Here is a 15,626-nt window from a genome sequence, read left to right as displayed (position 1 = left end):
TCCCCGCGCAGACGACGATGTGCAGCCACGACGATGTGCGGCTCAGACGACGATGTCAGGGTCGATCGGCGTGAGCTGTGCGAACTTGGGGCTGCGACCGTCTCCGGAGGAGCGACCGGTGAGACGACGCCCGATCCACGGCAGCACGTACTCGCGGTAGTAGGCGAGGGACGGCGCCTTGCGTCCGGTCGGAGGCTGAGCCGCGACCTCCTCGACCCGCCACTCGGCGGGCACGGCGACGTCCAAAGCGGTGAGCACCCTGGCCGCGACGCGCGCGTGGCCGAACGCATTGAGGTGCAGTCGGTCGAGCGACCAGTAGCGCAGGTCGCGCAGCACGGGGTCGGCGAAGTTGTCCACGAACGTCATGCCGGAGTCGGGGACGATGGCGCGCACCCGATCAGCGAGCTCGTCGCCCCGACGCTGCACGGTGCGCCCGCCGGGGAGGTTGTCGCTCGGGTTCGCGCCGCTCAGCAGCAGCACGTGGATGCCCGCGTCGATCGCCTTGGCAACGGCATCCGCCGTCTGCGCCGCCACATCGTCGACCGACACGCGCGGGCGCATGATGTCGTTGCCACCGCCGTTGATGCTGAGCAGCTGCGGGTGCATCTCGATGGCGGCGTCGAGCTGTTCGCCGACGATCGGGGCGAGCTTGCGGCCGCGGATCGCGAGGTTCGCGTACATCACCGGCTCGTTCGCTGCGGCGGCGAGTCCGGTGGCGACGAGGTCCGCCCAGCCGCGCACTCGGCCGTCCGGCAGGTCGTCGCCGACGCCCTCCGTGAAACTGTCTCCGATCGCGACGTAGCTCAGGTACATGCCCTCAACGTTAGAGGCCGCGACAGAGGTCGGTCGCAGAGCGGGCCGGAGGCCGTGCGACGAGTACTATCGACAGCGGGCGCTTCGCCCGACATCCCGTCCCGCGAGGGGCCCACGCCTTCGGAAGGATTACTCGAAGATGACCGCTCGACCCCCGAAGGGTGAACTCGACAAGCGCATCGCCGGTGCGGTGTTCGTGGTGTTCTGGCTCGTGGCCATCGCCGCCTGGATCATCGCAGGTGTCGCGCTCGGCAACGCGGGCGCGTGGCAGCCGTTCATCGTCGACGTCGGAATCGTGATCGCGAGCGTCGGATTCGCCACGCCGTTCCTCGCCACCATCAAGGGCTTCGGCCTTGCCCTGCTGTTCGGCCTCATCGCCGTCGTCGGCTTCGCGATCGGCGACTTCGGGCACATCACCGCGCTCGTCTACTTCTTGCGCATCATCGTGCCGTTCTTCGGCATCATCATCGCCCCGACGTTCAAGCTCGTGAACGGCGTGAAGGTCTTCGCGTAAGGCACAGACACGAAAGAACCCGGATGCCGCACTGCGCGGGCATCCGGGTTCTGTGCATTTCGCTCGGCTAGAACGCTCTCGTGAACGGCAGCGGCTTGCGCATGCGGATCAGGAGCAGCAGCGGGAAGACGATGTACGGCAGGTTGAACGCGAGGAAGACCGCGGGGTTCGGGGTGCGCTCGGCGGCCGATCCGAAGAACTCGACGCCGAAGATCGGAATGCCGGTCAGCGCGATGATCATCGTCGAGTAGATGACGCTCGGCAGCTGGATCCAGTTCCACTTGCGCACGATCGAGATGATCAGCAGCACGTAGAACGCCACGTACACGAACGCCGAGGTGCCGCTGATGAATCGAAGCCACACCGGGTGCGACTGGTAGAGCGGGTCGAAGTTCGACGCGTACCAGTAGTTCCACTGCACAAGGACGTTGGGGGAGTCCTTCACCTGGTCGAGTCCGAGGCCCTCGACCGAGTCGCTGATGATGCACGTGACGATGAACGCCGCGAAGATCACCAGGAACAGGATGTCGATCGGACGCTTCGACAGCGGCAGGTTCGCCGGCTTCTCGGCGGCGGGAGGAGCGGATGCACTTACGGGCTCGGAGGGCGATGGAGCCGCCGCTCGCGTGGGGGCTTCTGACATGGTCTGCAGACTATCGCGGCGGCACGCGCTGCCAGGTCACGGCAGGTAGTACGTCGGGTTCGGCAGCTTCACCGTGCGGTCGGCGTGCCCGCCGATCAGATCGCTGTACTGGTCGCCGAAGTTCGCCACGATGTCGAATCCGCCTCCCGAGCGGGACTCCACGTGGGCTCTGGTCTGCGATTTGTACTCGATCGTGGTGCAGCTCGCCGCAGCGCAGTGGATGTACGAGGGCTGTTGCGATGCGCCGACGCCCGTCCACTTCGTGTAGTAGTCGGCGGCGGTGAATCCGACGTAGCCCACCTTCGCGAGGTTGCCGAGGGTGGCGGCCTTCTGGTCGTCGTTGCGGCCGGTCAGACCGATCACCGTGCATCCCGCCTTCGTGACCGCTCGCTCGAGGGCGACCATGGCAGGCACCGCCGGGAACTTCTGGGCCTGCACCCAGGCATCCTGCTCGGCCGGGTTGTAGGTGAAGTGCATGTCGCCGACTTCCATGTCGTACGTCCACAAGGTGGTGTCGTCGGCATCGAGCACCACGGCGGGGTTCCTGTGCAGCTTCTTCTCCACGAGGCACTTCGCTGCGACGCCCGGCAGTCTGGTGGCGACGAGGTGGTCCATCTCACGGATGTACGAAGAGGCCTGCTTGTTCGCGATGCCCGTGCCCGGATCGCCGTAGTAGGCGGCGATCGTGGATTTGACCGAGTCGATGTTGGGAATGCCCTCTCCACCTTGGCTCGCACCGCTGGAGCCGTCGGCCCTCATCGTGAAGTGCGTGCGCGGTGCCAGCTTCGGCTCCGACACACCGGGCAGGTCAGGAGAGGGGAGGTAATACGTCGGGTTCGGCAGCTTCAGCACGCTGTCGGCGAAGCCGCCCTGCAGATCCGACCACTGGTCGCCCACGTTCAGCGTGATCGTGTAGCCGAGGTCCTTCTCGATGTGCTTGCGTGTGAGCGCTTTGTACTCGACCGTCGTGCAGCTCGTCGTCGCGCAGGTGATGTACTGCGGCTGCTGCGAGGTGCCCTTCGAGGTCCACTTCATGTAGAAGCGATCGGCCGTGAAGGCCGTGTAGCCGTCCTTCGCGAGGTTGCCGAGGGTGGCGGCCTTCTGGTCGTCGTTGCGGCCGGTCAGTCCGAAGACGGTGTACCCCATCGTGGAGGCCGCGTCGACGAAGGCGACCATCGCCGGGACCGCTGGGAACCGCTCGCCCTGCACCCAGACATCCTGTTCGGCGGGGTTGAACGTGAAGTGCATGTCGGCGACTTCCATGTCGTACGTCCAGAGCGTCGTGTCGTCGGCGTCGAAGACGATCGCGGGCTTCTCTCCGCGTGCGATCGCCTTGTCGTAGGCCGGTTTCAATCCGGCGGCGGCCTTCGCGACGATGCGATTCAGCTCGCTGATGTACGGCGAGGACTGTTTGTCGGCGATGCCGGTGCCTGGGTCTCCGTAGTACGTGGCGATGGTCTTCTTGACCACGTCGATGTTCGGGATGCCGTCGCCGGCTTCCTTCGCCCCGCTCGACCCGTCCGGTGCCATCGTGAACGCCGTGCGTGGAGCCAGCTGAGCATCCTGGCCGAGCCGATGTCCCTGCGCGCCCTGGCTCGGCGAGGCGTTGGCGCCCGTCGCGCCGACGAGAGCGAAGCCGAGGGCGAGCACGGTCGCGGTCGCCGCTGCGGTCATGCCACGCCGTCTTGGGTGGCGCGAATCCGTCGCACGATCCGACTTCCAGGGATGCAGCATCTGAGTCCGCCCTTCGTCGACCCCCGTTCGGGGGTCGTTGTTGATAAAGACAACATAGGGAGCGCACAGGGTACGGGGAAGTGGGTCCGGCAAGGTCTGCTCATGCGAGCACGGCCGCGTCAACCGCTAGGTCGTGAGAACGGTGCCGGTGGTGGGACTCGAACCCACACGCCCTTTCGGACAAAGCATTTTGAGTGCTCCGCGTCTGCCATTCCGCCACACCGGCTCCAGGCACCGTCAATCACCTTATCGCCATACCGTAGGCTTGTTGACCGTGACCGACACTGAGAACACCTCCGCACCGCGTCGCGTGGTCGTTGCGGAAGACGAATCGCTGATCCGCCTCGACATCGTCGAGATCCTGCGAGACAACGGGTTCGATGTCGTCGGCGAAGCGGGTGACGGCGAGACCGCCGTCGCGCTGGCAACCGAACTGCGCCCCGACCTCGTCATCATGGACGTCAAGATGCCGCAGCTCGACGGAATCTCCGCGGCCGAGCGGCTCTCCAAAGGTCACATCGCTCCGGTCGTGCTCCTCACTGCGTTCAGCCAGAAGGAGCTCGTCGAGCGCGCGACCGAGGCCGGCGCCCTCGCGTACGTCGTCAAGCCGTTCACCCCGAACGACCTGCTGCCCGCGATCGAGATCGCACTCGCTCGCTACGCGCAGATCATCGCGCTCGAGGCCGAGGTCGGCGATCTCAACGAGCGCTTCGAGACGCGCAAGCTCGTCGACCGCGCCAAGGGACTGCTCAACGAGAAGATGGGTCTGTCCGAGCCCGAGGCGTTCCGCTGGATCCAGAAGGCGTCCATGGACCGTCGCCTCACCATGCACGACGTCGCCAAGGCGATCATCGACCAGCTCGCGCCGAAGAAGTGAGTGCTCAGGACTCAATGCGAAGCGTTGAGTCCTGAGCACACAGATCGATCAGCACCGCCGAAGGCGGAGGGTGTCGAGGTCTCGACAGGGCCGTTACGCGGCGTCCTTGATCAGGTTCGTGATACGGATCGTGGAGCAGCGGCGTCCCCGGTCATCCATCACGACGATCTCGTGCGTCGTCAGCGTGCGGCCGAGGTGGATCGGCGTGCACACTCCGGTGACCACGCCGCTCGTCGCGGAGCGCGTGTGGGTCGCGTTGATCTCGATGCCGACGGCGAGTCGTCCCGCGCCGGCCCAGAGGTTCGCAGACATCGATCCGAGCGACTCTCCGAGCACCACGTAGGCGCCACCGTGCAGCAGGTTCGCCGGCTGCGTGTTGCCCTCGACGGGCATGGTCGCGACGGCTCGATCGACGGTGAACTCGACCATCTCGATGCCCATCTTGGCCGCGAGAGCACCGAGCCCGCGCTCCTTGACATAGGCGAGAGCGTCGGGTGCCGCGTCCGGTCCGCCGGTGGTTGACATGGTGCTCCTGTGCGCTGGTCGGGGCCGGATTCCAGTGTCCGAGGCCGCTTGTAGGCTTGCAGCGTGTCGGACTCGGAAAAGCCTACCCTTCTCATCATCGACGGCCATTCGCTGGCTTTTCGGGCGTTCTACGCCCTCCCGGTCGACAACTTCACGACACGTGATGGCCAGCACACCAACGCCATCCACGGCTTCCTGTCGATGCTCCTTCTTCTGCTGCAGAACGAGCGGCCGACCCACCTCGCCGTGGCATTCGACCTGTCGCGTCACTCGTTCCGCACCGACGAATACCCCGACTACAAGGGCACGCGAGGCGAGACGCCGAACGAGTTCAAGGGACAGATCCCTCTCATCCAAGAGTCGCTGCAGGCGATGAACATCCCGATCCTCGAGAAGGAGCAGTTCGAGGCCGACGACATCCTGGCGACCCTGGCCACGCAGGGTGCCGGGGAGGGATTCCGCGTGCTCGTGGTGTCCGGCGACCGCGACACCATCCAACTCGTCGACGACGATGTCACTCTGCTCTACCCGAACGTGCGGGGCGTCTCCGAGCTGAAGCGGTACGACCGCGACGCCGTGCTGGAGCGCTACGGCATCCCGCCGGAGAAGTACCCAGAGGTCGCGGCGCTGGTCGGCGAGACGAGCGACAACCTGCCGGGCATCGACAAGGTGGGGGAGAAGACCGCCGTCAAGTGGGTGCTGCAGTACGGCACGGTGCAGAACCTCATCGAGCACGCCGACGAGATCAAGGGCGTCGTGGGGCAGAACCTTCGCGACCAGCAGGAGAAGGCGCTGCGCAACCGCCGGCTCAACCAGCTGGTGCGCGATGTGGAGCTTCCCTACGTGCCCGCCGATCTCGTCCGCAAGCCGATGAACGAGCAGGCCGTGCGCGACGTCTTCGCACGGCTTGAGTTCCGCACCCTCCTCGAGCGCGTCTTCAAGCTCATCGAGGGCGACGGCTCCGACAGCGGTGCGGTCACGGGCGCCGCGGAGGAGCTGCGCGCACCCGAGGTGCTCGACCTGTCGGGTGACGAGCTGACCGGATGGCTGGCCAGGGTGTCCGCCGAAGGCACTCTCCCCGTGACGATCCAGCTCGAGGTGATCGCCGGTGAGTTGCGCGGCGTCGGACTCTCCACCGCGGAGGATTCCGCACTGGTCTCGATCGACGGCGGCGTCGTGGACGAAGCGCTTGCCACGTGGCTGGCATCCGATTCCCCCAAGCAGTTCTACGACGCGAAGAACCAGCTGAAGACGTTGGCCGCGTTGGGCATCCGACTCGGCGGACTCGCCTTCGACACCCGTGTCGCGGTCTGGCTCGTCAACCCCAACCGCTCGGCGTCCTCGATGGCCGACCAGGTGTACGAGGTGCTCGGCGAGCAGATGCCGCAGTCCGACCCGAGCCAGCTCGTGCCGGAGGTCGAGCCGGCCGGAGCGGCGACGGAGGCCTGGTACGTGCACCGCGTCGCGGATGCCGTCTCTGCGGGCCTCGAAGACGTCACCCGAGGCGTGCTGATCGACATCGAACTGCCGGTCACCGGTGTGTTGTCGCGCATGGAGACCAACGGGGTCGCCATCGACTCCGACATCCTTCGCTCGCAGCGCGAGGAGCTCACCGTTCGCGCCGATGGACTCGCACAGGCCGCCTACACGGAGATCGGGCACGAGGTGAACCTCGGCTCGCCGAAGCAGCTGCAGCAGGTGCTGTTCGACGAGCTCGGCATGCCGAAGACCAGATCGACCAAGACCGGGTACTCGACCGATGCGACCTCGCTCGCCGACCTGCAGGAGAAGAATCCGCACCCGTTCCTCGACATGCTGCTTCAGCATCGTGACGCCACGAAGCTGAAGCAGATCATCGAGACGCTGGAGAAGTCCATTCGCTCGGACGGCCGCATTCACACCACGTACGACCAGACGGGCACGTCGACGGGTCGCATCTCGTCGAACGACCCGAACCTGCAGAACATCCCTGTTCGCACCGAGGTCGGAAAGCAGATCAGGTCGGCGTTCATCAGCGGCGCCGGGTTCGAGACTCTACTGACGGCCGACTACTCGCAGATCGAGATGCGCATCATGGCGCACCTGAGCGAAGACGCCGGACTCATCGAGGCGTTCAACGCGGGAGAAGACCTGCACAGGTTCGTCGGCGCCCGCATCTTCGGAGTGGCGCCCGAAGACGTCACGCCGATCATGCGCACCAAGGTCAAGGCCATGTCGTACGGACTCGCCTACGGCCTCAGCGCGTTCGGGCTCTCCAAACAGCTGCGCATCGAGACTGCTGAGGCGCGGCAGCTGATGACCGACTACTTCGCGCGGTTCGGCGCCGTGCGCGACTACCTGCGCGACGTGGTGCAGAAGGCACGCGTCGACGGCTTCACCGAGACCATCTACGGAAGGCGACGTCCTTTCCCCGACCTGTCGAGCACCAACCGCGTGCTGCGCGACAACGCGGAGCGGGCGGCGCTCAACGCACCGATTCAGGGCTCGGCAGCCGACATCATGAAGATCGCGATGATCGGGATCGACTCCGACATCCGCGAACGCGGGCTCACGTCGCGCATGCTGCTTCAGGTGCACGACGAGCTCATCTTCGAGGTCTCGCCGGGGGAGTGGGACGCGCTCGCGTCGATCGTCTCCGAACGCATGTCGAAGGCCGCCGACCTGCGCGTGCCGCTGACCGTGCAGATCGGTCGCGGCGGCAACTGGGACGCCGCCGCGCACTGACCGTCGAGCCGGCGCGCCCGTGCGCTCGATCTGCCATGCACTGACCCTCGATCTGCCGGGCCGCGGCCAATAGGCTCGAAAGATGAGCTCTGAACAGCAGCGCACACCCACGCCCATCGACCAGATCGCCGAAGACTGGATCGACACCCAACTGGACCTGTTCCCCGAGTACCACGTCTGGCTCGGCCGACCAGGACGAGAGGGCGAGTACTCCGACTACTCGCCCGACGGTCACGCGAAAGCGGCCGAGGCGACCGCCGCGACCCTCTCTCGCATCGAGGCCGCACAGGCCGTCGACGACGTCGACACCATCACCAAACTCGACCTCACGCGAGAGCTGAAGCTCGAGCTCGAGAAGCACGAGGCGGGCTTCGAGAAGCGCAACCTCAATGTGATCGCCTCCCCCGAGCAGGAGCTGCGCGACATCTTCGACCTCTCCCCGACGGCCACCGTCGCCGACTGGGAGGTCATCGCCACGCGCATGCACAACCTCCCCGCCGCGATGCGCGGCTACATCGAGACGCTGCGTGCCGGCATCCATTCCGGCAACGTGCCCGCCATTCGGCAGGTGCGAGAAGGCATCGTCCAGGCCAACAAGCAGGTCGCGCCGACCGGCTTCTTCTACGGTTTCAGCAGTGCAGCCAGGACCGATGACGGCGAACTGCCCGAGTCGCTGCAGAAAGACCTTGCGAAGGGTGCCGCCGAAGCTGCGGCCGCCTACGGCGAGCTCGCCGTCTTCCTCGAGGACGAGCTCGCCGTTCACGCCCCCGAGCAGGATGCCGTCGGCCGCGAGATCTACCAGCTCGCGTCGCGCAGCTTCCTCGGTGCGACCGTCGACCTCGACGAGACGTACGAGTGGGGCGTCGAAGAGCTGCGCCGCATGGTCGACGAGCAGGAGGCGATCGCCAGGGAGATCAAGCCGGGCGCCTCGGTCGCCGAGGCGATCGAGTTCCTCGACGGCGACGCGTCTCGCAAACTGCACGGCACGGATGCCCTGCAGAGGTGGATGCAGGAGACCAGCGATCGAGCGATCGCTGAGCTGGGAAAGACACACTTCGACATCCCCGAGCCGATCAGAAGGCTCGAGTGCATGATCGCCCCCACCCAGGAGGGCGGGATCTACTACACGGGCCCCGCCGACGACTTCTCGCGCCCCGGTCGCATGTGGTGGAGCGTCCCGGAGGGCGTCACGGAGTTCGACACCTGGCGCGAGCTGACCACCGTGTACCACGAGGGTGTTCCTGGCCACCACCTGCAGATCGCCACCGCCACCTACAACAAGGGACAGCTGAACACCTGGCGCCGCGTCGCAGGAACCTCTGGTCACGCTGAGGGCTGGGCGCTGTACGCCGAGCGGCTCATGGAGCAGCTCGGTTACCTCGACGACCCCGCCGACCGCCTAGGCATGCTCGACGGACAGCGCATGCGTGCCGCCCGCGTCGTGCTCGACATCGGCGTGCACCTGTCGAAGCAGCGGCCGGATGGCCAGGGACCGTGGACCGGCGAGTACGCGTTCGAGTTCCTCGGCAACAACGTCAACATGAACGAAGGGTTCGTGCGCTTCGAGGTGAACCGCTACCTCGGATGGCCGGGCCAGGCACCTTCGTACAAGATCGGGCAGCGCATCTGGGAGCAGATCCGCGACGAGTACAAGCAGCGTGAGGGCGCAGCCTTCGACATCAAGGCGTTCCACAAGAAGGCGCTCGACATCGGAGGTGTCGGCCTCGACACCCTGAAGACCGCGATGCTGAGCTGACGAGCTCTCGCAGCCCTTCTCCGCGAGCCACCACCCTGCCGCCGAACCACCACCGTATCGGCGCGGACAGGGTGGTGGCTCGGCGGTCGGGTGCTGGCTCGGCGGGGGACCGGATGCGGGCAGCAGGGTGGAATACGGCGGTCCCCGGCGGCGTTGTTGCGGGCGGACGCCGTAGAACGGTAGTCTGGAGAGTCACTTTTGTGACGATCCCATTCGCCTGCTCGGCGGAACAAACCAAACGCATCAATCTGCCGGGCCTGATTCATGTCCACACTGGAGTACCCACTCAATGACAACCGCAACGACCGACAAGGCAACCAAGCAGGTCGCGATCAACGACATCGGTTCTGCTGAAGACTTTCTTGCCGCGGTCGAGAAGACTCTGAAGTTCTTCAACGACGGAGACCTCATCGAAGGCACCGTCGTCAAGATCGACCGCGACGAGGTGTTGCTCGACGTCGGTTACAAGACCGAGGGCGTCATCCCCTCCCGCGAACTTTCCATCAAGCACGACGTCGACCCCAGCGAGGTCGTCGGCGTCGGTGACACCGTCGAGGCCCTCGTCCTTCAGAAGGAAGACAAGGAAGGCCGCCTCATCCTCTCCAAGAAGCGTGCGCAGTACGAGCGCGCCTGGGGCGATGTGGAGAAGATCAAGGAGGCCGACGGTGTCGTCACCGGTTCGGTCATCGAGGTCGTCAAGGGCGGTCTGATCGTCGACATCGGACTGCGCGGCTTCCTGCCTGCGTCCCTCATCGAGCTGCGCCGCGTGCGCGACCTGACGCCGTACCTCGGCCAGGAGATCGAGGCGAAGATCCTCGAGCTCGACAAGAACCGCAACAACGTGGTCCTGTCCCGCCGTGCCCTGCTCGAGCAGACCCAGTCCGAGAGCCGTTCGACCTTCCTGGCGAACCTCCACCCGGGCCAGGTGCGCAAGGGTGTCGTGTCGTCGATCGTCAACTTCGGTGCGTTCGTCGACCTCGGTGGCGTCGACGGTCTGGTGCACGTCTCCGAGCTGTCCTGGAAGCACATCGAGCACGCCAGCGAGGTCGTCGAGGTCGGCCAGGAGGTCACCGTCGAGGTTCTCTCCGTCGAGCTCGACCGCGAGCGCGTCTCGCTGTCGCTCAAGGCGACGCAGGAGGACCCGTGGCAGGTCTTCGCCCGCACCCACGCGATCGGTCAGTTCGCACCGGGCAAGGTCACCAAGCTCGTTCCGTTCGGCGCGTTCGTTCGCGTCGCGGATGGCATCGAGGGCCTCGTGCACATCTCCGAGCTCTCCGGCAAGCACGTCGAGCTCGCGGAGCAGGTCGTCTCGGTCGGCGAAGAGGTCTTCGTCAAGGTCATCGACATCGATCTGGAGCGCCGCCGCATCTCGCTGTCGCTCAAGCAGGCCAACGAGGGCGTCGACCCCGAGGGCACCGAGTTCGACCCGGCGCTGTACGGCATGCTCACCGAGTACGACGACCAGGGCAACTACAAGTACCCCGAGGGATTCGACCCGGAGACCGGCGAGTGGAAGGAAGGCTCCGACGCTCAGCGCGAGAAGTGGGAGCAGGACTACGCCGAGGCTCAGGCCCGCTGGGAGGCCCACAAGAAGCAGGTCGCCAAGGGCCTGGAAGAGGAGGCCGCTACGGCCGACTCCGCTTCGAGCGGCGCGTCCTACTCGAGCGAGTCCGGTGCGAGCGGCACGCTCGCAGACGACGCCTCGCTCGCCGCACTGCGTGAGAAGCTCTCCAGCAATTCGTAATACTGCGCGTTGAGGAAGGCCGGGACCCGATGGTCCCGGCCTTTTTCGTGTCCCCGGTGGAGTCGCTTAGAGGGGGAGGGCGTAGTAAGCGCTGTTGGGGTCGTCGGTGTAGTCGGCGAATGGGGCGCACGGGGTGAAGCCGAAGCGCTCGTAGAGTCTGCGGGCTGGCGCGAAATAGTCCTCGGTGCCCGTCTCCAGCTTCACGCTGCTCAGGCCTCGCCGACGTGCCTCTGCGACGGCCTCGGTCATCACAGCAGTCGCCACCCCTCGCCCGCGCGCAGCGTGCGTGGTGCGCATCGACTTCAGCTCACCGGTCATCCCATCGTGCTGCTTCAGTGCGCCGCATCCGAGGAGCGCGCCGTCGCCGTCCCGCGCTGTCCAGAAGGTGATGTTCGACGCACGCAGCGACTCGATGTCCAACGCGTGCACGCTCTCCGCCGGACTGGTCTCGAACATGTCGACCAGGTGCTCGCTCAGAAGGGCAGCGACATCGGTCGCGGACGGATACTCGGTGGCGATCGAAAACGAGGACGGCACCCGATCACGCTACTGAACATTCGTGTTCACCGGCGGTACGGCACAGCGCGCATAGGCTTGCACGGTGCTGATCGTCGCGCTCACCGGGGGCATCGCCTCGGGCAAGTCCACCGTGTCACGTCGTCTCGCGGAGCTCGGCGCCGTGATCGTCGACGCCGACGCGCTCGCCCGTGAGGTCGTCGAACCGGGGACGCCGGGGTTGCAGGCCATTCGCGAGCGATTCGGACCGGGGGTCATCCGCGACGACGGAAGCCTCGATCGCCCGGCGCTCGGTGCGGTCGTGTTCAGCGACGCGGCAGCGCGCGCCGACCTCAACGGCATAACGCATCCTGCAGTATGGCGGGCCGCGCTCGACCGTTTCGCCGTGGCAGAGGCCGCCGACCCGGACGCGATCGTCGTCTACGACGTGCCACTGCTTGTCGAGGCGTCAGAGGGCCGCCCGCTGAGGTTCGACCACGTCGTCGTCGTCGAGGCCGACCACGACGAGCGCGTCAGGCGGCTCGTCGCCGATCGTGGGATGAGCGAACGAGACGCCGTCAGCCGCATCGATGCGCAAACCGACGACGCATCCCGCCGCGCGATCGCCGACGTCGTGCTCGACAACAACGGCAGCCCGCAGCACCTGCTCCATCAGGTCGATGCCCTGTGGAGCGACCTCCGGGGGGCACAGGGGGAGTAGCCGGGGCACGGGCCCGTCAGCGTACCGCGGGACTCAGCAGCATGAGCGTCGGCACGGCGACGAGCGCTGCAGCGCTGGCCAACACCGCGAGGCGGAGCGCGGGAGACGCCGGCTCCGCTACTTCCGTGAGCCGCGTCACACGGGCATCCGCCCACTCGCCCGCCGACGCAGGAACAGCGGCGCCTCCTGAGGCGACCGCAGACGAGAGTGCGATGTCCTCCGAGTCGTCCGGCCCGGACGGCTCCGACGCTGCGAGGGCGACCCTGGCGACGGCGCGGGAGAGGTTTCGCTCTGACACAGTACGTCGTGCCTGGTCATCCGCCAACAGCTCGACGAGCAGACCGACGGCGTCGTGCGCTCGGGTGGCGATCGGGAACCACGGCAGGGCGCTCCGCCAGGCGCTGAACGCCACCAGCAGCACGTGGTGGTGCTGCTGCACGTGCGCGCGCTCGTGCGCGACGACGGCCGCCAGCTCCTCGTCGGAGAGCAGGTCGAGCAGCCCGGCCGAGAGCACGGTGACCGAGCGAGGCACGCCGGGAAGGCAGTACGCGACTGGGGCGGCGTGGTCGATCACTCTCGTGCCGGGACGGTCAGGCAGGGGGTCGGAGAGCAGCCGCAACAGCTGCGCGTGACGGCGTCTCTGCCGCTCGGCCCGCCATGCCGTGCGCACCAGGTTGAGCAGCAGGTGCACGCCGAGCAGGATGGCCCCGGCCAGGGCGAACATCTCGGGGAAGTTCGCCGCGGGCGGCAGTCGCCCGGCGAAGATGTCGGCCGTGAACGCACTCGCTGCGTGCGGCAGGTCATCGCCGAAGGGCATCAGACCGAAGACAAGTAGAGATCCGATCATCGACAGCCCACCGGAGAGTGCTATCGCCTGCCACAGCACGAGGGCGGCACCTGGCATCCGCCGCGGCCAGCTCGCCTTGGCGAGCGCAACCGGCACCGGCCACGCCAGAGCGATGGCGAGCAGTGCGAGTGCGGCTGCAACGGCGAGCATGATGTCAGGTGCGCTCAGGCGTCGAGCAGGCTGCGGAGCCGTGCGGCATCCTGCGGCGTCACCTGGCCGACGAAGCGCGCCAGCACCGCGTCGCGGTCCGAGGCCGAGCCGAGCACCTCGTGCATGAGCTCGGCGACGTGGTCCTCGCGGGACATCGCCGCACCGTAGAGGTGAGGACGGGCATCCCGGTCTCGCACGACGAAGCCCTTGGCCTCCAATCGCGAGAGCACGGTCATCACCGTGGTGATCGCGAGGTCTTTGTCCTGGGTGCCCGATGCGTTCAGCGCGTCGCGCAGGGCCGTGGCCGTGAGCGGCTCGGGGGAGTCCCACATCACGTCCATGACCGCGCGCTCCAGATCGCCGAGATGTGCGAGTGTGCCGGTTGCCATGCCTCAATTCTACCGTGTGTAGAAAAGTTCGGGCGACAGTGGTAAGACTTTCTACAACACGTAGAATTCTACGTCACGTAGAACCGTTCACATCGGAGGTATCGTGCATCCGGCCGACCTGGATCCGCTGCTCATCGCCCGTTGGCAGTTCGGCATCACGACCGTCTATCACTTCTGGATGGTGCCGCTCACGATCGGCCTCGGCCCGCTGGTCGCCATCATGCAGACCATGTGGAACCGCACCGGTAACGAGCGCTATTACCGCATGACGAAGTTCTGGGGAAAGATCTACCTGATCAACTTCATCATGGGCGTCGCCACCGGCATCGTGCAGGAGTTCCAGTTCGGGCTCGCCTGGAGCGAGTACAGCCGCTACGTCGGCGACGTGTTCGGGGCGCCGCTGGCCATGGAGGCGCTGCTGGCGTTCTTCGTCGAGTCGACGTTCCTCGGGCTCTGGATCTTCGGCTGGGGCAAGCTGCCGAAACGCATCCATCTTGCCTGTCTCTGGATCGCCGTCGCCGGCTCCGTCGTGTCGGCCTACTTCATCATCGCGGCGAACTCGTGGATGCAGCATCCCGTCGGCGTGAAGCTCGTCGACGGCCGCCCCGTGATGACGAACGTCTGGGCCATCCTCGGCAACAACACGGCCATCGCGGCGTTCACGCACACCATCTTCGGCGCGTTCGCGGTCGGCGGTGCGCTCCTGGTCGGCGTCGCCTGGTACCAGCTCTGGCAGCGCCGCAGGGACGGCATCGACACCGTCGGAGCCGACAAGCGGGTCATCCCTGGCGAAGCTCCCGACATTCCCGGGCGCGACAAGGCCGATCACAAGGTGTGGATCACGTCGCTGCGCATCGGTGCGGTGACCGCGATCATCGCCTTCGCCGGCGTCGCGATCACCGGTGACGCCCAGGCCCGCCTCATGTTCACGCAGCAGCCGATGAAGATGGCGTCGGCCGAGGCGGCATGCCATACCGGCACCAGCTTCTCCCTGTTGGCTTTCGGCGACATCGGCTCGAAGGACTGCAAGGGCGTCGTGAACGTGATCGAGGTCCCCGGCGTGCTGGGTTTCCTCGCCAACGGCAACTTCAACGAGCCCGTGAAGGGTGTGAACGAGCTGGTGCCGATCTACCAGCAGAAGTACGGAACGCACCTGCCGGATGACCCGAAGTACGGTGCCCGAGCCGGTGAGGCCATCAACTACGTGCCCATCATGGCCGTCACCTACTGGGGCTTCCGGCTCATGATCCTGTTCGGCGCGCTTGCCGCCTTCGCCGCCGCCGTCGCTCTGTGGCTGACGAGACGGGGTACCGTGCCCAGACCGCGCTGGCTGATGTGGCTCGCAGTGACGGGCATCTTCGCGCCCTTCGCCGCGAACTCGGCGGGCTGGATCTTCACAGAGATGGGCAGACAGCCCTTCGTCGTGGCCCCGAATCCGACCCCGGGCGGCATCGACGGCGTGTTCATGTTCACTGCTGCAGCAGTGTCGCCGGGCGTGAGCTTCGGAGAGATCCTCTTCTCGCTCGTCTCGCTCACTCTCGTCTACGCGGCACTGATGGTCGTCGAGGTGCGCCTGCTCACCAAGTACATCCGCAGCGGCGTCGCCGGCGCCATCCCCGAGCTCGGCGAGAAGCCGAAGGACCCCGGCGCGCCGTCGGACGACGACGTGCTCGCATTCGCGTACTGACCCGACG

Annotated in this window: 14 protein-coding genes and 1 tRNA gene; 7 read left to right on the top strand and 8 right to left on the bottom strand. The window is 66.4% G+C overall.

The annotated features are described in order from the left end of the window. Positions 1 to 42: 42 nt before the first annotated feature. Positions 43 to 813 carry an SGNH/GDSL hydrolase family protein gene (locus tag ACYVDN_RS03930; RefSeq protein ID WP_460568653.1) on the bottom strand — a complete coding sequence of 257 codons (771 nt, stop codon included), beginning with the start codon at positions 811 to 813 and terminating at the stop codon, positions 43 to 45. Positions 814 to 952: 139 nt separating this feature from the next. On the opposite strand from ACYVDN_RS03930, the gene ACYVDN_RS03925 reads away from it, so the two are divergent. Beyond that, complete coding sequence (locus ACYVDN_RS03925; RefSeq protein ID WP_460568651.1) at positions 953 to 1,327, top strand: hypothetical protein; 375 nt, start codon at positions 953 to 955, stop codon at positions 1,325 to 1,327. Between the two features lie 67 nt (positions 1,328 to 1,394). On the opposite strand, the gene ACYVDN_RS03920 is transcribed toward ACYVDN_RS03925, so the two are convergent. The 3 genes from ACYVDN_RS03920 to ACYVDN_RS03910 form a co-directional block, all read right to left on the bottom strand. Further along, on the bottom strand, positions 1,395 to 1,970 hold the full coding sequence (locus ACYVDN_RS03920) for an EXPERA domain-containing protein (protein ID WP_460568649.1): 576 nt from the start codon (positions 1,968 to 1,970) through the stop codon (positions 1,395 to 1,397). Positions 1,971 to 2,006: 36 nt separating this feature from the next. Further along, positions 2,007 to 3,644 carry an HAD family hydrolase gene (locus ACYVDN_RS03915; protein WP_460568647.1) on the bottom strand — a complete coding sequence of 546 codons (1,638 nt, stop codon included), beginning with the start codon at positions 3,642 to 3,644 and terminating at the stop codon, positions 2,007 to 2,009. 203 nt (positions 3,645 to 3,847) lie between these two features. After that, a tRNA-Leu gene (locus ACYVDN_RS03910) sits at positions 3,848 to 3,930 on the bottom strand. 48 nt (positions 3,931 to 3,978) lie between these two features. Here ACYVDN_RS03910 and ACYVDN_RS03905 point away from each other — a divergent pair. After that, the gene (locus tag ACYVDN_RS03905; protein ID WP_460568645.1) at positions 3,979 to 4,581 is read left to right on the top strand and encodes an ANTAR domain-containing response regulator; all 603 of its coding nucleotides are present in this window, start codon (positions 3,979 to 3,981) and stop codon (positions 4,579 to 4,581) included. Positions 4,582 to 4,674: 93 nt separating this feature from the next. Here ACYVDN_RS03905 and ACYVDN_RS03900 read toward each other — a convergent pair whose 3' ends face one another. Then, positions 4,675 to 5,106, bottom strand: a complete 432-nt coding sequence (locus ACYVDN_RS03900) for a hotdog family protein (RefSeq protein ID WP_460568643.1) — start codon at positions 5,104 to 5,106, stop codon at positions 4,675 to 4,677. 63 nt (positions 5,107 to 5,169) lie between these two features. Here ACYVDN_RS03900 and polA point away from each other — a divergent pair, with 63 nt between their 5' ends. From polA to rpsA, 3 genes are all read left to right on the top strand, one after another. Beyond that, positions 5,170 to 7,830: a DNA polymerase I gene (gene polA, locus ACYVDN_RS03895; protein WP_460568641.1), complete on the top strand. Its 2,661-nt coding sequence runs from the start codon at positions 5,170 to 5,172 to the stop codon at positions 7,828 to 7,830. Positions 7,831 to 7,912: 82 nt separating this feature from the next. Next, positions 7,913 to 9,586: a DUF885 domain-containing protein gene (locus ACYVDN_RS03890; RefSeq protein WP_460568639.1), complete on the top strand. Its 1,674-nt coding sequence runs from the start codon at positions 7,913 to 7,915 to the stop codon at positions 9,584 to 9,586. Positions 9,587 to 9,875: 289 nt separating this feature from the next. Beyond that, positions 9,876 to 11,330, top strand: a complete 1,455-nt coding sequence (gene rpsA, locus ACYVDN_RS03885) for a 30S ribosomal protein S1 (protein ID WP_460568637.1) — start codon at positions 9,876 to 9,878, stop codon at positions 11,328 to 11,330. A gap of 66 nt (positions 11,331 to 11,396) precedes the next feature. Here rpsA and ACYVDN_RS03880 read toward each other — a convergent pair whose 3' ends face one another. Then, on the bottom strand, positions 11,397 to 11,867 hold the full coding sequence (locus tag ACYVDN_RS03880; RefSeq protein WP_460568635.1) for a GNAT family N-acetyltransferase: 471 nt from the start codon (positions 11,865 to 11,867) through the stop codon (positions 11,397 to 11,399). Positions 11,868 to 11,931: 64 nt separating this feature from the next. Here ACYVDN_RS03880 and coaE point away from each other — a divergent pair, with 64 nt between their 5' ends. Next, positions 11,932 to 12,546 carry a dephospho-CoA kinase gene (coaE, locus tag ACYVDN_RS03875; protein WP_460568633.1) on the top strand — a complete coding sequence of 205 codons (615 nt, stop codon included), beginning with the start codon at positions 11,932 to 11,934 and terminating at the stop codon, positions 12,544 to 12,546. Positions 12,547 to 12,562: 16 nt separating this feature from the next. Here the strand turns inward: coaE and ACYVDN_RS03870 are convergent, their stop codons facing one another. Together ACYVDN_RS03870 and ACYVDN_RS03865 are read right to left on the bottom strand one after the other, a co-directional pair. Continuing rightward, entirely contained in the window at positions 12,563 to 13,543 is a 981-nt protein-coding gene (locus ACYVDN_RS03870) for a M56 family metallopeptidase (RefSeq protein ID WP_460568631.1), read from the bottom strand. Positions 13,544 to 13,557: 14 nt separating this feature from the next. After that, positions 13,558 to 13,932: a BlaI/MecI/CopY family transcriptional regulator gene (locus tag ACYVDN_RS03865; protein WP_460568629.1), complete on the bottom strand. Its 375-nt coding sequence runs from the start codon at positions 13,930 to 13,932 to the stop codon at positions 13,558 to 13,560. A gap of 118 nt (positions 13,933 to 14,050) precedes the next feature. Between ACYVDN_RS03865 and ACYVDN_RS03860 the strand changes: the two genes are divergently transcribed. Then, the gene (locus ACYVDN_RS03860; RefSeq protein WP_460572230.1) at positions 14,051 to 15,619 is read left to right on the top strand and encodes a cytochrome ubiquinol oxidase subunit I; all 1,569 of its coding nucleotides are present in this window, start codon (positions 14,051 to 14,053) and stop codon (positions 15,617 to 15,619) included. Positions 15,620 to 15,626 lie beyond the last annotated feature (7 nt).

It is taken from the genome of Humibacter soli, from assembly GCF_054779035.1.
The sequence above is the reverse complement of the archived record's forward strand: the minus strand, read 5'-3'. Positions and strand labels throughout refer to the sequence as shown.